Source organism: Haloarcula pellucida, from assembly GCF_014647235.1.
Lineage (GTDB): Archaea > Halobacteriota > Halobacteria > Halobacteriales > Haloarculaceae > Haloarcula > Haloarcula pellucida.
In genome coordinates this window covers 599,812-621,536 of sequence record NZ_BMOU01000001.1, presented here as the reverse complement: position 1 = coordinate 621,536, position 21,725 = coordinate 599,812, and the positions used below count along the sequence as shown (strand labels likewise).

Genomic DNA, 21,725 nt, shown 5'->3' with positions numbered 1-21,725 from the left:
CCAATTTCGAATCGAAATTTCAAAGGCGCATTCGGATTCGTTTCACAAGGACAAACCGCATCAACGAGTATCCCGTACTACTAGGCGAGATGACCGAACGGACAGTCCGCCTCGAACTGACGGGGATGAGTTGTGCGAACTGCTCGGCGACCATCGAGGAGCGCGTCGCCGAGTTAGACGGCGTCGAGTCCGTCGACGCGAACTACGCCACCGACGAGGGGAGCGTCACCTACGACCCCGACGTGGTGTCGCTGGGCGACGTGGTGGCGGCCGTCGAGGACGCGGGCTACGGCGTCGTCACGGAGACGGTGAGCGTCGCCATCACCGACATGTCGTGTGCGAACTGCGCCGAGACGAACGCCGAGGCGCTGGAACGCACCGAGGGCGTCGTCGCCGCCGACGTGAACTACGCCACCGACGAGGCGCAGGTGACCTACCTCCCGTCGGCGGCGTCGCTGTCGGACCTCTACGACGCCATCGAGTCGGCGGGGTACACGCCGGTTCGAGAGGACGAGACGAGCGGCGAGGGTGGCGGCGGCGGGGGCGAACAGTCCTCGACGGACCGCCGCGACGCCGCCCGCGACGCCGAGGTGAAAAAGCAACTCCGACTGACGCTGTTCGGCGCGGCCCTCTCGCTGCCGCTCCTCGTCTTCATGGCCGACCACCTGCTCTCGCTGGGGCTGTTCGAGTCGACGCTGTTCGGCGTTCCGCTGGGCTGGGTCCAGTTCGCGCTCGCGACGCCTGTCCAGATAGCGCTCGGCAAGCCGTTCTACGAGAACGCGTACAAGGCGCTCGTCCGGAACAAGCGCGCCAACATGGACGTGCTCATCGCACTCGGCTCCTCGACGGCGTACGGCTACTCCGTCGTCGCCCTGCTGGACGTCATCGCCAGTACCGGCCTGTACTTCGACACGGCGGCGTTCATCCTCGTGTTCATCACGCTGGGGAACTACCTCGAAGCCCGCTCGAAGAGTCAGGCCGGCGCGGCCATCCGTCAACTGCTGGAGATGGAGGCGGACACGGCCACCGTCGTCCGCGAGGACGGCTCCGAGGAGGAGATTCCGCTGGACGAAGTCGAGGTCGGCGACCGCCTGAAGGTCCGCCCGGGCGAGAAGATACCGACGGACGGCGTCGTCGTCGACGGTGATTCGGCCGTCGACGAGTCGATGGTCACCGGCGAGTCCGTCCCCGTCGAGAAGGGCGAGGGCGACGAGGTCATCGGCGCGACGGTGAACCAGAACGGCGTCCTCGAAGTCGAGGCGACGAAGGTCGGGTCCGAGACGGCGCTCCAGCAGATCGTCGAGCGCGTCAAACAGGCCCAGTCCCGCCAGCCGGAGATTCAGAACGTCGCCGACCGCATCTCGGCGTACTTCGTCCCGGCCGTCATCGCCAACGCGTTGCTGTGGGGGGCTCTCTGGGTCGTCGCGCCCGACACGCTGGCGAGTTTCGTGGGCGGGTTGCCGGTGTGGGGACTGGCGGCCGGCGGTCCCGCCACCGTGGGCGTCACCGAGTTCGCCGTCGTCGTCTTCGCGTCGGCGGTCCTCATCGCCTGCCCCTGTGCGCTGGGGCTGGCGACGCCCGCCGCGACGATGGTCGGGACCACCATCGGCGCCCGCAACGGCGTCCTGTTCAAGGGTGGCGACGTGCTGGAACAGGTCCGCGACATCGACACCGTCGTCTTCGACAAGACGGGGACGCTGACCGAGGGCGAGATGGAACTGACCGACGTGGAAGTAGTCGAAGCGGCCGCGGACGGTGGCGAGCAGACTGCCGCCGACGGGGGCGAACTCCGTGAGGCCCCCGAACTCACCGAGGCGTACGTCCTCGAACTGGCCGCCAGCGCCGAGAGCGGGAGCGAACACCCCCTCGCACAGGCCATCGTCGAAGGTGCTCGGGAACGCGGTATCGACGTCCCGAACGCCGAGGACTTCGAGAACGTCCCGGGTCACGGCGTGCGGGCGACGACGCCCCACGGCGAGGTGCTGGTCGGCAACCGGAAACTGCTCGAAGACAACGGTGTGGACACCTCGCCCGCCGAGGAGCAGATGGACGCCCTCGAACGCGAGGGGAAGACGGCTATGTTGGTCGCTGTCGACGACACGGACTCGGGATTCCGCCTCGCCGGCGTCGTCGCCGACGCGGACACCGTCAAGGAGAGCGCCGCCGACGCCGTTTCCGGCCTCCGCGAACGCGGGACCGACGTCTGGATGATTACGGGTGACAACGAGCGCACCGCTCGCGCCGTCGCCGAAGAGGTCGGCATCGACCCCGAGAACGTCCGCGCGGAGGTGCTGCCAGAGGACAAGGCCGAAGCCGTCGAAGACATCCAGTCTGGCGGGAAGCGGGCGATGATGGTCGGCGACGGCGTCAACGACGCCCCGGCGCTCGCGACGGCCACGGTCGGGTGTGCGATCGGCTCTGGCACCGACGTGGCCATCGAAGCGGCCGACGTGACCCTGCTCCGTGATGACCCCGCGGACGTGCTGAAGGCCATCCGCATCTCCGAGGCGACGCTCCAGAAGATCAAGCAGAACCTCTTCTGGGCACTGGGGTACAACACCGTGATGATTCCGCTGGCCTCGCTGGGTCTGCTCCAACCGGCGCTCGCGGCGGCGGCGATGGCCGCCTCCTCGGTGTCGGTGCTGGCCAACAGCCTCGCGTTCAGGCGCTACACCCCTGACGACGACTACGAACTGCTGGGCTTCTTCCGGCCCTGACCGGGGGTTCCAGTACACTAATCTGGCACGAGACCCGAGTGGAGGCCAGTGAGCGATTCACAGCGCGCCGACCGGTCGGGAGCGGACAAACGGCCGACGGGACTGGGCGTCCGTCTGCGGGCGCTGTGGCGCGCCCTCGTCGTCGGCTGGCAGTTCGTCCCCTTCGTCCTCGCGTGGGCCCGCGACCGAAAACGGTTCCTGTTGTTCGGCCGCTCGCGCTCGGTCTCCAGCGACGACCGGACTCGGCGGGCGCGAAAACTGAAACAGACGTTCGTGGACCTCGGGCCGGCGTTCATCAAACTCGGACAGATGCTCTCGACGCGGCCCGACGCACTGCCGGCCGAGTACATCGAGGTGCTCTCGGAACTACAGGACAAAGTGCCGCCGGACCCGTGGGCCGACATCGAACCGCTGCTCGAACGGGAACTCGACGGCGCCGTCGACGATCGGTTCGGGGCGTTCGACACCTCGCCCATCAGCGGCGCGTCGCTCGGACAGGTGTACGAGGCAGAACTCGACGGCCAGCGAGTCGCCGTGAAGGTGCTGCGGCCCGGCATCCGCGAGCGCGTCGAGTCGGACCTGCGTGTGCTGGCCGCGCTGACGCCGATTTTGACCTCGGGCGCGGGCCCCGGACAGGCGTTCACGCTGGAGAACCTCACAGCGGAGTTCTCGGCGACCATCCGCCGCGAGATGGACTACGCACACGAGGCCCGGATGCTCCGAGAGATCGGTGCCAGTTTCGCCAACGACGAGGGCGTCGCCATCCCGGACGTGATAGAGAGTCACACGACGGGCCGCGTGGTGACGATGGAGTACGTCGACGGGGTGAAAATAGACGACGTGGCACGGATCGACGAGCTGGGTATCGACCGGGCTGAGCTCGTCCAGCGCCTCGAAGAGGTGTACATCCAGATGATCGTCGAGGACGGGCGCTTCCACGCCGACCCGCACCCCGGCAATCTGGCGGTCCAACCCGACGGGACTCTCGTCTTCTATGACTTCGGGATGACGGGGCGACTCGGGCCACAGACGCGCGACCAGTTGATGGAGTTCTACGTCGGACTGGCGACTGACGACGTCGACCGGGTGATGGACGCGTTCGTGGCGATGGGGGCGCTCGACCCGATGGCCGACCGCGAGGTGATGCGCGAGGCGTTCGAGATCGTCATCGAGCAGTTCCGCGGCGAGGACATCAGCGAGTACCGAATCGAACAGCTCGTCGGCCAGTTCGAAGACCAACTGTACGAGTTCCCGATGCGACTCCCGCAGGACCTCGCGCTGGTCGTCCGCGTGACGACTGTACTCGAAGGCGTCTGTCGCACGCTCGACCCCGACTTCGACTTCATCGAGATAATCACCGAGTACGTGATGCAACAGGGTGCGGCCGACGCTGGCAAAGCCATCCGCGAGGAGGTGCAAGCGACGATGAGTCGGGCGGGCCGGTCGCTCGTGACGACGGCCCCGAAGGCGGAGGCGGCGCTTGACACGGCGAGCCGTGGCGAGTTGGTGCTGGAGACGATACTGAAAGACAGCGACGGCCTCGCCCGGCAGATGGCCAGACGGCTCTTGCTCGGGATGGTCGCCGCCGCCGGCGTCCCGGTGGCGGCGTTCTTCTACGTCGATGCGACGCTCCCGTCCACCGCGCTCGCGCTCGGCGGATCGGCCGCCACGCTCGGGCTACTGGCGTGGTCGTTCCGCCGACAGCGGCGGCCCGCGTTCACGACGCCGCAGTTCACGCGCCACGAGATGCGACGGCGGCGCGAGGAGTAATCAGAGGTCGCCCGAGCGGGCCAGCCGTCGAATCTCGTCGGCCCGCGCTCGTATCTCGGTCCACTCCTCCTCGTCCGTGTTGTCGACGTGGGTGTACAGCAGTCCCATCCGGTGGTTCGAGCGCAGCGCGTCCTCGTTCCGATCCAGAAAGTCCCAGTAGAGCGCGTTGAACGGACACGCACCCTCGCCGGTGGTCTTCGTCTCGTCGTACGGACACCCCGAGCAGTAGTCGCTCATCTCGTCGAGGTAGTTCGCCGAGGCGGCGTACGGTTTCGTCGCGAAGACGCCCGCCCCGTAGAGGCCCATCTCGACGACGTTGGGCGTCGTCACCCAGTGGAAGGCGTCGACGTAGCCAGCGTGGAACCAGCGGTTCAGTTGCGCCGGTTCCACGCCGTAGATGAGCCCGAAATTGGCGAGAACCATCAGGCGCTCGATGTGGTGGGAGTACCCACGGGCCCGGACGCCATCGACCACGTCAGAGAGGCAGGCCATGTCTGTCTCGCCCGTCCAGTAGAACTCGGGCACGTCCTCGGTCGCGCCGAGTTGGTTCGCGTCGGCCAGCGCGGGCATCTCCCGACGGTAGACGTGCCGGAGAAACTCTCGCCAACCGAGGACCTGTCGCACGAACCCTTCGACGCTGTTGAGCGGGGCCTCGCCGCCTTCGTAGGCGGCTATCGATCGTTCGACTACCTCGTCTGGAAGGAGCAGGCCGAGGTTCAGCGACGTCGACAGGAGACTGTGACTCATGGCCCACTCGTCGCCGCGCATCGCGTCCTGATACGGCCCGAAATCGGTGAGGCGGTGGGTGACGAAGTGGTCCAGCGCACGAACCGCCTGCCGTCGGGTCACCGGCCAGCAGAACGACTCGGGGTCGGCCCAGTCGCCGCCGTACGGCGGGTCGTCGTAGCTACCGTCGAACGTCTCTCGGACCCACTCGGCGACGGCCTCGGTGGTCTCGTCCCGTTCGAAGGTGGGTGGGTCCGCCGGGGTCCAGTCGTCAGGCGGTGTCTCGCGGTTCTGGTCGTCGTAGTTCCACTCGCCGCCGACCGGGTCGCCGTCGTCCATCAGGTACCCCGTCGACCGGCGCATGAACCGGTAGAACTCCTCGTGACGGTAGCGGCCGTCACTGGCCCACGTATCGAACTGGCCGGGTGAACAGAGAAACCGCTCGTCCGGGACGAACTCGACGGCGCCGCCCGCGTCGGCGACGATGCGCTCGATGCGCTCGCGTGCGCCGGGCGCCTGCGGCATCGTCGTCACCAGCGTGTCGTCCGGACGGCCCTCGAAGTGGGCGGTGAGTCCTTCCTCGAACGTGTCTACCTGTCGGTAGTCGACAGTCCGTCCCTCGGCGCGGAGGTCGTCTCTGAAGTGCCGCAACGCGGCGAACACCAGCGTCAGTTTGTGTGGGTGATACGGCAGTTTTCGAGCGAACGACTCGGCTTCGACGAGGAGGACACGCTCGTCCGGTCGACGCGCCAGCGGCCCCCGCCGCCGAACCAGATGGTCGGCTCTGAGCCAGACCGTCACGACAGCCACCTCACTCGCATACCGGGACACACGACAGCCACCGGAATGAACCCCCGTCCAAACTGTGTCGGTATCGAGTACTTGATCCCGAGATCACCGATACGCAGAAGAGTCAAGTTTCTGTAACGAACTCGTTCGGCGCGGCCGTTTTATCTACCACCGGAACTGCCGAATTTCAGACTCTCGGACCCACATGATCGTCTATTCTGTTGTCGTCGAAGCGACTACCTTTAGTGTCTGGAACTCGAAATTCGGGCGCATGACAGACCACCTCGATCGGCGGACGTTCATCCAGAGCACCGCGGCCGTGTCGGGCGCCGGACTCCTCGCTGGCTGTGGCGGGTCCGGCGGCGACAGCGGTGGGTCGGATGGCGAGTCCGGCGGCGACAGCGGTGGCACCGAGACGGCCGACAGTACGCCGACGGACACCGAAGGCGGGAGCGGCGGTGACGTCCCGTCCGACGTGAGCGACTACCTCTCCGACGTCGGGAACTTCGACGGTACCGTCGCGGACGAGACCGGGACCGGGAACGTCGAAGTGACAGTCGGTGCCGAGGGCAACGGCGGCGCCTACGCCTTCGCCCCCGCGGCGGTCCGCATCGACGCCGGAACGGACGTCAACTGGTCCTGGACCGGCGAGGGTGGCTCCCACAACGTCGTCCACGAGGAAGGCGAGTTCGAGAGCGACCTCGTCACCGAGTCCGGCAACGACTTCCAGCACACCTTCGAGTCCGCTGGCGTCTATCTCTACTACTGTCAACCACACAAGAGCCTCGGCATGAAGGGCGCCATTATCGTCGAGTAACGGTTTCCGACTCGGGTCTCCGTTTTCACCGACCGCCCAGTGACGACCGCCCCGCGACGTACAGCGAGTACGCGACGACGGCGAACCCCACCATCGTCAGCGCGTTCTCGAACACCAGCGCCGTCTGGGTATCGAAGCCAAAGACCTGATCGGCCACGCCGGCCAGCAACGACCCGGACGTGACCGTCCCGAACCCGACGGCGAGATACGTCAGCCCCCGCGACCGGGACTTCACCGCCGCCTTGGCGGCGAAGTAGGTGATGAGACCGCCCAGTAGCAGCGTGACTGTCTTGAACCCGAGGACGACGAGTGGTATCTGTCCGTTCATAGTTCCTCACTGACGCGGGACCAGAGGCGCGCTAACCGCTCGTCCGGCGTCTCGCGGTCCCGCAAGACGTCGACGTCGAACGAGTCTCTCCCGTCGAGAGCGACGAACACCCCGGTACAGTCCCGGACGTACGTCGTCTCGTGGTGGCCGTCGGACCGGATGTCCGTCTCTTCGGAAACGAGTGCGGCGTCGCTCAACTGTTCGAGCTTTCGGTACGTACTCGTCAGTGGGAGTTCACAGGCGTCGGCCACTCGTTTCGCGGAGAGCGGTTCGTCGAGCGTCGCGAGGATGTCGCGACAGTCCGGGTCGGCCAACGCCTCGAACGTGGCCTGCTGGTCGGGCGGGTCGTCTCCTGACACGGGGGGACCTCCTGTGGGCGACAGTGGGGCGGATGGAGTGGTACGCTCGGTTTCGTGACGGCGACTCTCGGTGGCTTTCCCACGGAGCGGCATTCAACGTGACGGTCGGGTCGGCGGGTCCCGTCCGGTCGGTGATAAACGACCATCAGATAAAGGGTGCCCGTTGATTTCCAGATTCTGGAAAGCACGCCCACGGTTTTCGGGTCGCCCTCGCGTAGCGGGACACGCAATGGAACGGCCCTCCACCCGCAGACGGTTCCTCGCGAGTACAGCACTGACCGGACTCGCCGCGACCGCCGGTTGTCTCTCGACCGGTGAGACGACACAGGCCGTCGGAGACGCGGCCGACGGTACAGTCACCGCGTCGACCGAGACAGCCGAACTGACGCCCCCTGACTCCCTCGAAGAGTGGCTCGCGGACGCCAACGGCTACGACGGGGACCCCCGAACGTTCGGACGGGGGTCCCGGCCGACGATCTCCGTCGGCCACGAGACGGACCGTGGCTGGGCGTTCGACCCACCGGTCATCGAAGTGACGCCGATGACCTTCGTCCGGTGGGACTGGACCGGTCACGGCGGCCAGCACAACGTCGTCGCCCTCGACGGGACGTTCGACAGCGGCCGCACGAACGCCCAGTCGGGCACTGGCTACCACTTCATCTTCGAAGAGACGGGCGAGTACCCCTTCGTCTGTGAACCTCACAGCGAAGCGGGGATGAAAGGCGCCGTCATCGTCCGCGAGGTGCCGACGACGGGCTACGAGGCAGTCGACGAGTGGGTAGCCGAGGCCGGCAACTTCGAGGGGACCGTCGCCGACCGTACCGGCAGCGACACCGCCGCGGTCACCGTCGGCGCCGAGGGCAACGGCGGCGCCTTCGCGTTCGACCCGCCCGTCGTGCGAATCGACGCCGGGTCGACCGTCCGCTGGGAGTGGACCGGGGACGGCGGCGCTCACAACGTGGTGTTCGAGAACACCGACGTCAGTTCCGGCGACGTGGCGAGCGAACCCAGCACGACGTTCGAACACACGTTCGACGACCCGGGACAGTATCTCTACGCCTGTCTGCCGCACAAGGCACTCGGGATGCGGGGCGCTGTCGTCGTCGAGTAAACGACCACGCCGCGGTACCGTCCCATACTTCCCCTCTCCGAGTCCGCGTCCCTCGCCTCCGCTCCTCGCAGAACGGGCGTGCAGTGAACGCAGCGAGCGAACCGGCACGGCGGGATTCGAACCCGAGGCAACCGCTCACTCCGTTCGCGTTTGCGTGATCCGAATCCAGTGCCCGTTCGCTCGTCGCCCCCGCTCCTCGCAGAACGGGCGTGGCGGGATTCGAACCACGGTCACTCCCGTTCGCTCGCGATGCTCGCTCACCTCTCGTTCCCTGATTAGAATCCTGCCATGCCGGTTCGCTCCCTGCGGTCGCTGCACGGGCGTGACGGGATTCGAACCGGAGCAAGACGGTCGCCTCGCTTCGCTCGGCGCTGCGACTTGCAGGGCTCGAACTCCGTGCCCGTTCGCTCGTCGCCCCCGCTCCTCGCAGAACGGGCGTGGCGGGATTCGAACCCGCGCTCTAGGGGTTAGGAACCCCTCGCCCTCGTCCACTAGGCCACACGCCCTGCCCGGACGGTGGCGTGACTGCTGGAAAACGATTTCGTTCGGACGAAAGAGGAAAATCCGGGGCTTAGTTGTTCGACTCGGTCGCCGTCTCCTCGGTACTCGAGGTGTCCGTGCTGGCGTCGGCCGTCTCGCCAGCGCTGGCGTCAGTACCGCCCTGTTTCATCTCTTCGAGTTCCTGTTCGACCTCTGTCCGCCCTTTCTGGAACTCACCCATCGCCTCACCGGTCGAGCGTGCGAGTTTCGGAATCTTGTTCGCCCCGAAGAGGAGGACGGCGATGAGGAGGATGACCATCATCTCCGTCGTGCCCGGCATCCCCGGGAACAGTGGTACGAATGTCCCTGACATTGTAACCGAAGTTTACGTGGTTGCTATTATAGTCTTTTTGCTCATCGTCGGCGCGTGATACCGCGTTATAGGCCTTTTCACGCTTCGAGCATGGAATTCACTCCGACGCGAACAGCGACTGGATAGCAGGTGGGTTCGAAACAGGGACCTACTGCTGGGCTAAGCGTGCCGTAACGTCGTCTACCCACTCGGGGACGGCGACATCGGCGAGGGTGCCGTCGCGCCACGTCGTCACGACGTCTGTCTCACCGTCACGAGTCAGGTCGATACGCCACTTCCGGCCGTCCTCGGCGGTGATGTCGAAGCGAGCGCCGCCGGAGGACAGCGACTCGACGTGTTCGACGGTCACTTCGATTCCGGTATAGACCTCCATCGTGTCGGGCATATCCGGGGAGACGGGTCCCGGGGTGTTAAAACGAACCGTCGAACTGATCGGATAGGTGTCGGATAGTCGCTAGTAGAGGCATCAGGGACGGCAAAACGGTCACAAAGGATTTCAGACAGGAGGCGAAAGCCACGGCCATGCTTACAGTCGGTGACGAGGCGCCCGATTTCACCGCACCGCTCGCCAACGGTGGCATCGGTGAACTGTCGCTGTCAGATGCCGTCGCCGACGGCCCTGTCGTCCTCGCGTTCTTTCCCGGCGCGTTCACGAGCGTCTGTGGCGACGAACTGGAAGCGTTCGACGAGCGTCGGGACGAACTGGTCGACGCGAGCGCGACGGTCTACGGCGTCAGCATCGACACGCCGTTCGCACAGAACGCCTTCCGCGACCAACTCGGCCTCGGTTTCGCTCTCGTCAGCGACAACGAGCGAGCGATAATCGACGCGTACGACGTCTCGATGGACTTCGAGGGACTCGGCGTCTACGACCTGGCGAAACGCTCCGTGTTCGTCGTCGACGACGGGCGACGGATAACCTACGCGTGGGCGACGGACGACCCCGGAGTCGAACCGAACTACGACGACGTCCTCGATGCAGTGCGGGCGACCTGATCGAACGGGGGCGGCCTTTTTCTCGCTGGCACGCCTTGTCGTATCTATGAGCGAGACAGAGGGTGCTGCCGCCGGGCGTATCTACGACCCCAGCCGTGACCACGCGTTTCCGGACGAACGGGTCAACGCCGTCCTCGAACTGTTGGCGAGCGACGACGAGGTACAGGCGTACCTCCACGCCCAAAACGTCAACCCGGTCATGCGAAAGCGGTACAACGACCACGGAAAGAAACACATCGACATCGTCCGCAACCGGGCGCTGTGTCTCTACGACCTGCTCAAACAGGGTGGTGTCGAGTTCAACGGTGCCGACGACCACGACCTAGACGAGGCCGACGAGGCCGTCATCATCGCCTTCGCCGCGACGCTTCACGACATCGGACACGTCGTCCACCGCGACGAACACCCGTACTACTCGATACCGCTCGCCGCGGACCTGCTGGACAGACTGCTAACGGAGTTCTACGACGTGAACGAACTGGTTCGGGTGAAAGGCGAAGTGCTCCATGCCATTCTCTGTCACCACACCGAGGAGATCCCGCTGACGCTGGAAGCCGGCGTCGTCAGAGTCGCCGACGCGCTGGACATGGAGCGTGGTCGCTCGCGCATCCCCTACGAACGGGGCGGCCGCGGCATCAACACCGTCTCCAGTCAGGCCATCGAGACGGTGACACTCAGCAGCGGCGAGGACTACCCCGTGCTGGTCGAAATCGAGATGAACAACGCGGCGGGCGTCTATCAGGTCGACAACCTCCTGAAGGCGAAGTTGAACGACTCCGGCCTCGAAGAACACATCCGCATCGTCGCGTTGAACTCCCGCGAGGACGGCAACCGGATCGTCGAACGCATCGAGCTCTGAGACGCAAACCTGTATCTGACACAACCGTTTTGTAGCCCGCCGCCGTACCTCTGTGTATGAGTCTCACACCCATGGACGAGCCAAAGGGTGACCACACCGGTGCGCTCCCAGAGGTGGAGGACGACCCCGGCCTCGTCCAGCGGTTTCGGCTTCGGGCCCGTGGGTTCCTCCGCAGTCTTCCGGGTGGGGACCGACTGCTCTCGTGGGGCGACGACCGCGGCGGTGACCGTCCACAGTCTCGGGTCCACATCGACGGCCTCGCCGACCGGGCCGTAGAGCCACCCGAATGTCCCCGTATCGGCGACCTGCCACGGCGCGACCGCCCGTTTACCTACCCCACTCGCAACCACAGCGAACGGAACCGGGTCGACCTCGTCTGCGTCGAGACGGACGACAGACTGACAGTCTCGCTGCCGGAGAACCCCGACGCGACGCTGACCTCCGACACCTGGGAGCGCGTCGAACCGTAACCGTCGCTCGCTCGTTTCTCACGTTCAGATCGGTGTGTCGAGCGACGGACACACCGGCTTACTCGAAGAACAGATCGGTCCCCGGCACTGCGACGACGTCGGCCGGCAGTTCGGTGAGCCACTCGGTCCCCTCTGCGTCCCCGTCGCCACTCGACTGGTCGTTTTGTAGCGACGCCGCGAAGACGACGAAGTACCGTTCTGCAGTCCGGTCACCGTCTGCGCTGTGAGCCTCGTAGTGCCAGACGCCCTCGACGGCGGTGAGTTCGACGGCGTACCCAGCGTTCGTCTCGATCCACTCTCGAGCGGTCGCCGCGAAGTCCTCGTTCGGGCCGACGCTCGCCGACGGAATCTTCCAGTCACACGTCTCGGTGACCTGCATCACCAGCGTCTCGCCGTCGCCGTTGCGGACCCCGACTGGCGCCATGTCGTCCATCTTCTCGAGTTGGTCGACCGTGGCTGCGTCGACGGTATCCGTCTCCTCGTGGAACGTGACGTCGTCGCGGTCGCGTAGCGATTCGGCGTCGTAAATCGGGCCGGTCGTGGGCGCTGCGTCGGATGCAGTCATAAATTCTTGAGTGGGCCAGACAAACTCAAAAACGGGATCTACTATCGAACAGTCGAGTTAAGATTCCCTACTCTTGACAGACACAATCAGTATCTGCTCATTTTGATATTCAGCAGTATATTTCTCAGATTCACTGAAAGAGCTTTCAGTCACCAGGTGTCGCTGAAGGTATAGATAATCTGGGTCGAGGTCGTTTTCCGCGGTCAATTTGCTGAAACAGGTTGTGTTTGAGCAACTATACACTGATTCCAGCATTTCTAAGTGGTGTTGGTACGCGCCGGGGCCATCCCACTCTGCACCCCAGGGCACGACCAAACTCGTGCGTTTAGCGAAAAAAGGGAACTCTTCTTCAGCGCCTTGAACTATGAATGTTGCATCACTGGCAGTCTCAGTTTTGGCCCATTTGGCGGCATCTCTATCTGCATCGGAAAACGAATCGTGTGGTAACGATTGGGCAGCTCCGACTCCGGCGAAAGCCGCGGCAAAAACCAAGCCGACACTTACGATCGCAGCACTTCGCCGTCTGAGCGACAATTGGTCTATATCGATTTGACTGACCCAGTTCGGAAGGAAATCGATAACCACAATCGCTATAGATATTAACAGCAGAGAAAACGTGAATCGGATTGTCCCTCCTAAGAAGACTGCAGTCGCCACGAAGAGAGCAACCACGTGGAAGCGATACTCGTAGAATAAAATACCGAGGCAAAGAATACCGAGGTACCATAGCAGTTTCTCGATGAGTCCGTGTGTTGGCAGCGATATTACTGCGTAGAGATGGTGGTGAACTTCGAATAACCCCCCATGAGTTCCTGAGGCATATAAAAAAATATCAACGCCGTGAGTGAATGTAACCCACAGTATCCATGGTGCCGAAATGAGAAAGCCGATAGTAGCAATATTGCCACCACATCTGAAGCCGTCAATTGATCTGTCACTACCAACCCAGAGACCCACTGTTCCAAAGCCAGCGAATACTGCATAGACTGGATGGGTCAGGACAGTAAGTCCAAAGGCAACACCAGCTCCGATTTGAAGTTTGGCGGACTCTGTCTGAAAAGATTTTAACGCGAGTGCGAGCGTCACAAAAGATAGGCAAAACGCAAGACCACGGATGACTCCTCCGTGACCTAGATGCCATCTAAAAACAGGTAGAGAAATAGTCACCAGCACCGACGCTAAGGCCGCTGCTCGTCTTGTCGATAGTTGTCTCACGAATAGGTAGATAGCGAGCGGACTGAGAGTAAACCAGAGAAGCCGCAAGGCAAATGAGGCATATCTGTAAGATAACCCTGATACATCAACACCGATTGCAAGTAAATAAAACCCAAGTGGCGAATAGCCAAACGGAATCCCGTTTGAAGTGAAGTATGGAATTGTTTTTGGAGGCACATAACCGTTTGAAGAAATTGACTCTGCCATTGCCCAGAACAGAGCCGGATACTGACCTGTTTTGTGGGTTGAGATATACACTACGGAGATTAAAATCGCAGACAATACTCCTGGAATAGTATATAAAAATCGTCTGTATTCAACCACTTCTAGCGGTGTTAATTGAGTAGGTTACTAACACTTGTGGTTTATATATTAATCTAGTTAATGCGATAATTGACTGAGTACATATTATTTCCGTCCACAGTATCAACTACAACCCTGTACTGACCGGACCGGTTTGTTCGATTAGGAGCTGAGTCTGTGCGAGATATGCGCCCCATGTCTTGCACGGCTATCAGAACAGCTTTCTGAATCGGTAGAAACTCCGATTGTCAATACGCAGTGACGTTCTAACAGTTCATTCGCTCGCTCTGGTCTATAATCAGTGACCCATATCGATCAATAGAGACGAAACAGTAGCCGTCTTACTGATATACGCCGATAGAAATACTATCAGGGCGGACTTCGACACGAAAGTTTCGACCGTATTCGATATGATATTCTCCGAATGTCACCGACCCGGTAATACTCATACCGTTGCCCTCAACGCTCAGTTCGTATGTCCCCTGTTGGCGGATACCCGCTTCGACTACCATGGCTTCGCCAGACTGGACTGTTTCACTGCGCGCACTGCGACTTAGAGGGTTCAAATCCCGCAAGTCCGCAGTTCCGACTCACGGTTTGTTCGTCGGAAAAGTGCGGCGGCCGGGATTTGAACCCGGGCCATGAGCTTGGAAGGCTCAGGTCCTACCACTAGACCACCGCCGCTCACTTCGGTCGCGTCGTCGTTCGCAAACCCCGCGGATGTGTTCACCACCGCCGCACGTACTACGGCACTGGTGCGCGAACGTATGCACTGATAGAGGGAAGGTCAATAAGGAACTTTCCTTTCTGGTTCGACCACGGCGTAGCAGTTCCCGCTCGATAACTCCATCGAGCGGCGGGTCAGGCCGCTTGCGGCGACGTCGCGTTCGAACTCCGCCGGCGCGTAGATGTGATAGAAGCGTGGCACCGTCTCCCCGCCGGGGAGCGTCCAGTCGACTGTCGTGTCGAACCCCGTCTCGGCGTCGGCGGGCGCGTCGAAGCGGTCGTGGGCAGTGCTCCACGCGCTGACGAGCGCTCGGCCGTCGGGGCGGAGGACGCGGGCGAGTTCGTCGAGACTGGCACGGCGGTCGGCGGCCGTCGGGAGGTGATGCAGCGTCGCGACGTAGATGGCGAGGTCCACGCTGTCGGCACGGAGCGGGAGTCGCGTGGCGTCGCCTTGCAACAGGGAGACGCGGGGTCCGATACGGTCCTGTGCTTCACAGAGCAGCGTCCGGCTGGCGTCGAGGCCGAGGACCCGGTCGGCGACGTCGGCCAGTAGTTCTGCGTGCCGGCCGTTGCCACACCCTACGTCGAGCGCCGTCCCAGCCCCGTCGGCGTCGTCGACGAACGACTCGACCTCCGGCCACGCGAACTCGCGAGTCTTCGAGAAGTGGTCGCCGATTCGCTCGTACGTTCGGCGAACGCCCACGCGGGAACGGTCGTCCATATGCAAGCCAGTGTGAACGACGGCTTACCCGTTTCGACCGCGCACCGCCTGTACAGCACAACTATATGCTCGATTACATAAATATCCGTCCAAGAGGGATTGGATTTTGCCGAATATTCTGGACGGATGCTGACCTTATACTCATTATACTGTGCACTATATTGGACGTACGGTGTTTTTCACCCGCACTAATCGGTCATTGTTTAGGTGAGATTCAAATAGGAGTCTTCCAACCCACCGGGTGATGCGAAATACGTTGACAAACGGACGAAGAAACAGACTCGTTTCAGACGAACAGTCACAAATGGGGGCAGACCCATGGTGAGTGTCGAGACGCTGGCCACGGGCGTGAACCTGCTGTGGGTCCTCATCGCGTCGTTTCTCATCTTCTTCATGAAGGCTGGGTTCGCGATGTTGGAGGCCGGGCAGGTCCGTGCCAAGAACGTCTCGAACCAGTTGACACAGAGTCTCATCACACTGTGTGTCGGGCTGTTGGTGTTCTTCGTCGCCGGTGAGGCCGTCGCCCGCGGCGTCGCAGTCGCGACCGGGGCCGACGTTCCGACGCTGTTTGGCTACATCGGTGGGGACCTGACCACGTCGGTGAACTGGCTGATGGGCGGGATGTTCGCCATCGCCGCGGCGAACATCGTCTCCGGTGGCGTCGCCGGTCGCTGTCGGCCCCGGATGTACGTCATCTACACCGCGTTTATCACGGCCCTCGTCTATCCGATCGCCGTCGGTCTGACGTGGAAGGGTGGGCTACTCGCACAACTCGGCTTCACCGAGTTCGCCGGCGGGATGGTCATCCACGGGATGGGGGGCCTCTCCGGTCTGACCGCCGCCTACGTCCTCGGGCCGCGACTGGGTCGCTACAACGAGGACGGGAGCGCGAACGTCATCCCCGGCCACTCCGTCACGCTGGCGGTGCTGGGGACGCTCATCCTCGCGTTCGGGTGGTACGGCTTTAACGTCGGGACGGCGGCGACGGTGTTCTCGCCAAACGGCGGCGAGATTTCGCTCGGCTCCTTTGCGGCCGCCGGCCGCGTCGCCATCGCGACGTCGCTCGGGATGGTCGCCGGTGGTCTCTCGGCCGGCGTCGTCGCGTGGTACAAGACCGGCAAGGTCGACACGCTCTACCTCGCCAACGGGATGCTCGCCGGTCTCGTCGGCGTCACCGGGGCCGCGAACGTACTGACGTGGGCCGGTGCGCTGTTCCTCGGTACCCTCGCTGGTGCGCAACTGCCCGTCGTCTTCGACGTCGTCGAGAAACGCCTCCAGATAGACGACGTCTGTGCCGTGTTCCCCGTACACGGCTCTGCCGGTATCCTCGGTATCGTGCTGTACCCGCTCCCGTACGTCTCGACGGTCGGCTTCGATCCCGGCCAAATCGCCGTGCAGGCGCTGGGCGTCGTCGTCATCGGGAGTGTCAGTGTCGCCGCCACGTACGCGCTGTTCACCGTCACGACAGCACTCGGCTGGGCGCGCGTCGACGCCGACAGCGAGCGCGAGGGCCTCGACATCTCCGGCCACGGAGTCGAGACGTACCCCGAGTTCGCCAGTCCCGACACGCTGAACGACTCCGCCGTCCGCACCGACGGCGGGCACGCGTCCGACATCGAACTCGTGATGGCCGTCGTCCGTCCCGAGAAACTCGGCGCGGTCAAGGAGGCGCTCACCGACGTCGGCGCACCGTCACTGACCGTGACGAACGTCTCCGGTCGGGGCTCCCAACCCTCGAAGACGGGGCAGTGGCGCGGCGAGGAGTACGTCGTGGACCTCCACCAGAAGGTCAAGGTCGAGTGCGTCGTCGCCGACGTCCCCGGTCAGCAAGTCGCCGAAGCGGTTCGGGAGGCGGCTCACACGGGCGAGAAGGGCGACGGCAAGGTGTTCGTCGTCCCCGTCTCCGACGCAGTGCAGGTCCGTACCGGCAACCGCGGTCCGGAAGCGGTCTGAATCGAGCGCACAGACACCGAATTTTCGTTACTCGTCGCCGTACGTCTCGGGGTAGGCCTCGGCCAGCAATTCGGGCCGGTCGAGGAGGCGCTCACGCACCGGGTCGATGACCTCGGAGATAGCGGTCCCGACTGCGGGCTTGAGGTCGGCGGGGTGGAGTTCGCCGCTGACGAAGTCCTCCTCGACGGCCTCGTAGCTCTCGTAGGTCAGGTCGCCGCCGTACTCCTCGGGGCGTTCGACGACGAACGGTTCGCCCTCGACGTCGAGTACCGGGAAGACGAGGTGGTTCAGGTACTCCAGCACGCCGTTGTCCTCGACGTCGCCGGCCGGACAGTACGCCTGTCCGATCTTCTCCTCGACCTCGTCGGGGCTGTCCGTGAGGTTCACCTTCGAGGCGGCGTCCGAGGCGCTCATCTTGCCGCCCGAGAGACCCGACAGGAGCGGCGCGAAGACACAGACCGGCGAGTGGCCGCCGTGGTCGGGGAGAATCTCCCGGGAGAGCATGTAGATGCCGCGCTGGTCGACGCCGCCGTAGGCGATGTCGGCGTCTAAGGCCTTCACGTCGAGCGTCTGCATCAGGGGGTAGATGAGGCCGCCGAGGTTCGGGCTCTCGGACTCGCGGACGACTTCGCTGGCCGCGCGCTGGGTGCGGGCGATGGTCGTCTCCGCGGCCATGCGGTACATCTCCAGCGTGTACTCCTCGTCTAGCTGGAAGTCGGTTCCCCGGACGAACTCGACGTCGTCGGGGTCGGCGCCGGCGGCGTCTATCATGCCCTCGATGGCGACGCGGTAGTACTCAGAGCGGGCGTCCAGCAGGTCGAACGGGCTCTTGTTGTCGTCGAGATGGGCGTGCAGGTCGGCGATGAGCACCGTCACGTCGACGTCGGCCCGCAGGAAGTCCGCGAGCTTCCGCATCGTCGTGAAGTGGCCGATGTGCATCTCACCGGTTGGCGCGTAGCCGATGTACGCCGACGGGTCGCCGTCCTCGAACAGTCCCTCGAGCTCGTCTTCCGTGACGACCTCCTGAGTGTGCCGGCTCACGAGGTCGAGTCGGTCGGCCGTATCCATACGCTCCGGTCCCCGCTCCGGCGAGTAAAACGTTCCTGTGTGGCCCCGTCGGTCGAGTGCTTACTCGGCGGCAGTCTGCGGGCGGTGCATCGGGTCCTGCCCGTCGCCGATCGCGCCGGCGTACCCCCGCGCAAAGAGGTGGTAGCCGACGACCTGCCCGTAGAAGGCGAACACCGCGCCGACGAGGATGAGGACGAGGACGCCGCCCAGCCCCGCGATGACGAACAGGGCGACGTAGGCCTCGACGACGGCGACGACGTAGATTGGACGGCGGGCCACGCTCGCGATGACTCGAACCTCGAACGCCGCCGTGAGGCGGTCTGTCGTCGCCAGTCGTGTGAGCGCACCCGGCAGGAGATACGCCGAGGCGAGACCGGCGACCGACGCGAAGAGCAACAGGGCGCTCCCGAGCAACGGCGCGCCCGACACCCGAGCGAGGACGCCGCCCAGCGTCACGAGGACCGGGACGAGGAGGTAGGCGACCTGCACGCCGATGACTCGCGCGCCGTCGACGAACAGGTCGCCCCAGTCTTCGAACTTCGGTGGGTGTGGCCGGCCGTCGGCCGTCGACCGCAGTACGCGGAGGAGGTACCCCTGGACGGGGATAAGCGGGACGAACAGCACCGCGCCCACGAGCGTCAGCAGACTCCCCGTTATCACGGTCCAGAGCCACCCCGGGCCCCGCTGAGGGTAGAACAGCGCGTCGCGCAGCATTACGGGGTACTGCCCGGCCCCGATACTTATACCCCCACGCTGCGGCCACGGCCGCGGGGGACCCGAGTACACAAGCCCGTAGAGCCCAACTGTCGGGTATGTACACGGGGAAGACGGAGAAGGCGTGTTGCCTGTGCGGGAACCCGGACACGAAGACGCGGTTGGATCTCCCGCCGCGGGCGGTGCCCCTGCTGAAACACGCCGAACCTATCGCGTGGCGGGACATCGTCGGGGAGGTGTCCATCTACTTCTGTGCGGCCGACTGGGACACGGTGCGTGACCTCGTACTGGAGACGGGGATGAGTCCGCTGTCGCGCTGTAACGCCGCTCGCGCATCGTTCGACCTGCGGGAGGATTTCGAGGCCCTGCTCAACGACGTCCGGGACGAACCCGACCACAGCGACCTCGAAGCCGAGATGCTGGCCGATGCCGACGGGATACTCGAAAACCCCGAGGACCCCTACGTCGAGGAGCGGGACGTGGTCGAAGCGCGGGTCGTCCAGTGGGTGTTCGAGGACACCGAAGCGGAAGCCTGACCGGGGGACAGCGGGGCGTATCCAAACTGTTTTGAACACCCACGGCCCTGTGTCAACCGATGACTGTACGCGTAGGCGTCCTCGGAGCAACCGGCGCGGTCGGACAGCGACTCATCCAGTTACTCGACCCGCACCCGGACTTCGAGATCGCCGCACTGACAGCCAGCGAATCGAGCGCCGGAAAGAGCTACCGCGACGCCGCGAAGTGGCGCGTCGAGGCGCCCATCCCGGACGACGTCGCCGACATCACCGTCGGCGCGACGACGCCCGACGCCGTCCCGGACGACGTCGACCTCATCTTCTCCTCGCTGCCCTCTAGCATCGGCGCGGAGGTCGAACCCGAGTTCTGTGAGGCGGGCTACGTCGTCTCCTCGAACTCCTCGAACGGGCGGATGGACGAGGACGTCCCGCTGACGATTCCGGAGGTCAACGCCGACCACGTCGACCTCATCGAGGTCCAGCGAGACGAACGCGGCTGGGACGGCGCACTGCTGAAGAACCCCAACTGCTCGACCATCACGATGGTCCCGCCGCTGGCCGCTCTCGACCGTGCCTTCGACCTGACCGACGTGCGCGTCTCGACGCTGCAGGCCGTCTCCGGGGCGGGCTACTCCGGCGTCTCTTCGATGGAGATTATCGACAACGCCATCCCGCACATCGGCGGCGAAGAGCAGAAGATGGAGACCGAGTCCCGGAAGCTGCTGGGCTCTTTCGACGGCGCCGAAGTCGAACTCAACGACATGGACGTCGCCGCCTCCTGTAACCGCATCGCGACGCTCGACGGCCACTTAGAGAACGTCTGGACCGACACGGCCGACGACGTCACCGTCGAGGAAGCCGAAGACGCGATGGCGTCGGTCACCGGAATCGACCTCCCGTCCTCGCCCGAACGCCTCATCACGGTGTTCGAGGAACCGGACCGGCCCCAGCCCCGACTCGACCGGAACGTCGAGGACGGGATGGGCGTCGCAGTCGGCGGGTTCCGCGAGACCACCGACGGCGTCCAGTTCAACTGCCTCGCACACAACACGATGCGCGGCGCGGCCGGTGCGAGCGTGCTGAACGGCGAACTGCTCGCCCAGCGCGGGTACATCTAAAGCGAAATCTGATTCTGTAGCCCGTCCCACGCGCCGGTCTCCTCGGCGCGGCGGACGTTCTCGGCGACGATGTCCGCGAGCCTGTCGAAGTAGCTCGGCGTGTGGCCGGCGTTGTGCGGCGTGACGAGCACGTTCTCGAAGTCCCACAGGCGATGGTCGCTCGGGAGCGGTTCCGGGTCGGTGACGTCCAGTGCCGCCGCGCCGACGTGGTTGCGCTGGAGGGCGTCGACGAGGGCGTCGGTGTCGACCACCGGGCCGCGGGCGACGTTGACGAGAACCGTCTCGGGGTGCATCGTCGTCAGGAGGTCGTCGTCGACCAGCCCTCGCGTCTCCGCTGTCAGCGGGCAGGCGAGCGCCACGTAGCGAGCGTCCTCGACGGCCTCGTGGACGTCGTCGTAGCCGTACACCTCGTCTGTCGGGGTGTCTTTCTCGGGCGAGTGGCGCACGGCGACCGTCTCGACGTCGAAGCCGTCGAGTCTGTCGACGATGGCGGAGCCGATGGCCCCCATGCCGAGGACGCAGACGCGGCTGCCGGCGAAATCGTTCGATTTGAACGACTGCCAGACGTGGTCGGCCTGTCGTCGCCGCGCCGTGAAAAAGCCGCGGGCGAACGAGAGCCACGCGCCGACGACGTGTTCGGCGACGTTAGGGGCGTGGACGCCGGAGGCCGTCGTCAGCGCCACGTCGTGTGCGGCCAGTTCGTCGAGCGGGAGGTGGTCGTAGCCGGCGTAGGTACTCGCAAACAGGCGGAGCGAGTCCGCCGCGTCGAGCAGGTCCTCGGAGACGGAACTGCCGGTGAGCACCGTCGCGTCGGCGACGAGGTCACGTTCGGCGGCCGGCGTGCGTGCCACCTCGACGTCGTGGTTTGGAAGTCGGTCGCGCAGTGCCGTCGCGTATCGGTCGACGGCCATGCCGTGGATGTTGTCTCGGCGGACGACGATGTCTGCCATACGGACACTGTGACACCGCGTATCAAAAACGGCACGGCAGCCACCGAGTTTCGCTGCCGGGACTGATTATCGCGGCTGATAT

Annotated in this window: 21 protein-coding genes and 2 tRNA genes; 10 read left to right on the top strand and 13 right to left on the bottom strand. The window is 64.3% G+C overall.

The features are described from left to right. The first annotated feature begins 89 nt into the window (after positions 1–89). A complete protein-coding gene (locus tag IEY28_RS03355) occupies positions 90–2,717 on the top strand; it encodes a heavy metal translocating P-type ATPase (RefSeq protein WP_188994501.1) in 2,628 nt (875 codons plus the stop codon). 48 nt (positions 2,718–2,765) lie between these two features. Next, complete coding sequence (locus IEY28_RS03350) at positions 2,766–4,487, top strand: ABC1 kinase family protein (RefSeq protein ID WP_188994499.1); 1,722 nt, start codon at positions 2,766–2,768, stop codon at positions 4,485–4,487. Here IEY28_RS03350 and IEY28_RS03345 read toward each other — a convergent pair whose 3' ends face one another. Further along, complete coding sequence (locus IEY28_RS03345; RefSeq protein ID WP_188995686.1) at positions 4,488–6,014, bottom strand: cryptochrome/photolyase family protein; 1,527 nt, start codon at positions 6,012–6,014, stop codon at positions 4,488–4,490. A 259-nt stretch (positions 6,015–6,273) separates the two neighbouring features. Here IEY28_RS03345 and IEY28_RS03340 point away from each other — a divergent pair, with 259 nt between their 5' ends. After that, the gene (locus tag IEY28_RS03340; protein WP_188994497.1) at positions 6,274–6,819 is read left to right on the top strand and encodes a halocyanin domain-containing protein; all 546 of its coding nucleotides are present in this window, start codon (positions 6,274–6,276) and stop codon (positions 6,817–6,819) included. A 25-nt stretch (positions 6,820–6,844) separates the two neighbouring features. Here IEY28_RS03340 and IEY28_RS03335 read toward each other — a convergent pair whose 3' ends face one another. Both IEY28_RS03335 and IEY28_RS03330 read right to left on the bottom strand, forming a co-directional pair. Continuing rightward, positions 6,845–7,147, bottom strand: coding sequence for a DUF7521 family protein (locus IEY28_RS03335; protein WP_166969584.1), 303 nt, complete (start codon positions 7,145–7,147; stop codon positions 6,845–6,847). After that, positions 7,144–7,506: a winged helix-turn-helix domain-containing protein gene (locus tag IEY28_RS03330; RefSeq protein WP_220639370.1), complete on the bottom strand. Its 363-nt coding sequence runs from the start codon at positions 7,504–7,506 to the stop codon at positions 7,144–7,146. Before IEY28_RS03330 ends, IEY28_RS03335 begins: the two co-directional genes overlap by 4 nt. A gap of 229 nt (positions 7,507–7,735) precedes the next feature. Here IEY28_RS03330 and IEY28_RS03325 point away from each other — a divergent pair, with 229 nt between their 5' ends. Further along, complete coding sequence (locus IEY28_RS03325; RefSeq protein WP_188994493.1) at positions 7,736–8,617, top strand: halocyanin domain-containing protein; 882 nt, start codon at positions 7,736–7,738, stop codon at positions 8,615–8,617. Between the two features lie 432 nt (positions 8,618–9,049). Here the strand turns inward: IEY28_RS03325 and IEY28_RS03320 are convergent. The 3 genes from IEY28_RS03320 to IEY28_RS03310 all read right to left on the bottom strand — a co-directional run bounded on the left by IEY28_RS03320 (position 9,050) and on the right by IEY28_RS03310 (position 9,855). After that, a tRNA-Arg gene (locus tag IEY28_RS03320) sits at positions 9,050–9,123 on the bottom strand. Between the two features lie 65 nt (positions 9,124–9,188). Further along, on the bottom strand, positions 9,189–9,437 hold the full coding sequence (locus IEY28_RS03315; protein ID WP_188995684.1) for a twin-arginine translocase TatA/TatE family subunit: 249 nt from the start codon (positions 9,435–9,437) through the stop codon (positions 9,189–9,191). Positions 9,438–9,618: 181 nt separating this feature from the next. After that, positions 9,619–9,855 (bottom strand): hypothetical protein, encoded by a 237-nt coding sequence (locus IEY28_RS03310; RefSeq protein WP_188994491.1) that lies wholly within the window; start codon positions 9,853–9,855, stop codon positions 9,619–9,621. A gap of 137 nt (positions 9,856–9,992) precedes the next feature. On the opposite strand from IEY28_RS03310, the gene IEY28_RS03305 reads away from it, so the two are divergent. Genes IEY28_RS03305 through IEY28_RS03295 form a run of 3 tightly spaced genes read left to right on the top strand, consistent with a single transcriptional unit; the run spans position 9,993 to position 11,795 of the window. Further along, positions 9,993–10,466: a redoxin domain-containing protein gene (locus IEY28_RS03305; protein WP_188994489.1), complete on the top strand. Its 474-nt coding sequence runs from the start codon at positions 9,993–9,995 to the stop codon at positions 10,464–10,466. Positions 10,467–10,512: 46 nt separating this feature from the next. Beyond that, entirely contained in the window at positions 10,513–11,325 is an 813-nt protein-coding gene (locus IEY28_RS03300) for an HD domain-containing protein (RefSeq protein ID WP_188994488.1), read from the top strand. Between the two features lie 56 nt (positions 11,326–11,381). Continuing rightward, a complete protein-coding gene (locus tag IEY28_RS03295; protein ID WP_229783068.1) occupies positions 11,382–11,795 on the top strand; it encodes a hypothetical protein in 414 nt (137 codons plus the stop codon). 58 nt (positions 11,796–11,853) lie between these two features. Here IEY28_RS03295 and IEY28_RS03290 read toward each other — a convergent pair whose 3' ends face one another. The 4 genes from IEY28_RS03290 to IEY28_RS03275 all read right to left on the bottom strand — a co-directional run bounded on the left by IEY28_RS03290 (position 11,854) and on the right by IEY28_RS03275 (position 15,325). Beyond that, entirely contained in the window at positions 11,854–12,360 is a 507-nt protein-coding gene (locus IEY28_RS03290) for an NUDIX domain-containing protein (protein WP_188994487.1), read from the bottom strand. Between the two features lie 57 nt (positions 12,361–12,417). Continuing rightward, the gene (locus IEY28_RS03285) at positions 12,418–13,782 is read right to left on the bottom strand and encodes an ArnT family glycosyltransferase (RefSeq protein ID WP_188994486.1); all 1,365 of its coding nucleotides are present in this window, start codon (positions 13,780–13,782) and stop codon (positions 12,418–12,420) included. 709 nt (positions 13,783–14,491) lie between these two features. Further along, a tRNA-Gly gene (locus IEY28_RS03280) sits at positions 14,492–14,562 on the bottom strand. A gap of 103 nt (positions 14,563–14,665) precedes the next feature. Further along, entirely contained in the window at positions 14,666–15,325 is a 660-nt protein-coding gene (locus IEY28_RS03275) for a class I SAM-dependent methyltransferase (protein ID WP_188994485.1), read from the bottom strand. Between the two features lie 318 nt (positions 15,326–15,643). Here IEY28_RS03275 and IEY28_RS03270 point away from each other — a divergent pair, with 318 nt between their 5' ends. Next, positions 15,644–17,278 (top strand): ammonium transporter, encoded by a 1,635-nt coding sequence (locus IEY28_RS03270; RefSeq protein WP_166969568.1) that lies wholly within the window; start codon positions 15,644–15,646, stop codon positions 17,276–17,278. Between the two features lie 27 nt (positions 17,279–17,305). Here the strand turns inward: IEY28_RS03270 and IEY28_RS03265 are convergent, their stop codons facing one another. Then, on the bottom strand, positions 17,306–18,346 hold the full coding sequence (locus tag IEY28_RS03265; RefSeq protein WP_188994484.1) for a tyrosine--tRNA ligase: 1,041 nt from the start codon (positions 18,344–18,346) through the stop codon (positions 17,306–17,308). Between the two features lie 60 nt (positions 18,347–18,406). Continuing rightward, complete coding sequence (locus IEY28_RS03260; protein ID WP_188994483.1) at positions 18,407–19,060, bottom strand: DUF4013 domain-containing protein; 654 nt, start codon at positions 19,058–19,060, stop codon at positions 18,407–18,409. Between the two features lie 98 nt (positions 19,061–19,158). Here IEY28_RS03260 and IEY28_RS03255 point away from each other — a divergent pair, with 98 nt between their 5' ends. Next, positions 19,159–19,596 (top strand): DUF7960 family protein, encoded by a 438-nt coding sequence (locus tag IEY28_RS03255; RefSeq protein ID WP_188994482.1) that lies wholly within the window; start codon positions 19,159–19,161, stop codon positions 19,594–19,596. Between the two features lie 59 nt (positions 19,597–19,655). After that, a complete protein-coding gene (asd, locus tag IEY28_RS03250) occupies positions 19,656–20,693 on the top strand; it encodes an aspartate-semialdehyde dehydrogenase (RefSeq protein ID WP_188994481.1) in 1,038 nt (345 codons plus the stop codon). Here the strand turns inward: asd and IEY28_RS03245 are convergent. Then, positions 20,690–21,643: a D-2-hydroxyacid dehydrogenase gene (locus tag IEY28_RS03245; RefSeq protein WP_188994479.1), complete on the bottom strand. Its 954-nt coding sequence runs from the start codon at positions 21,641–21,643 to the stop codon at positions 20,690–20,692. The two genes, asd and IEY28_RS03245, sit on opposite strands and share 4 nt — an antisense overlap. Between the last annotated feature and the right edge of the window lie 82 nt (positions 21,644–21,725).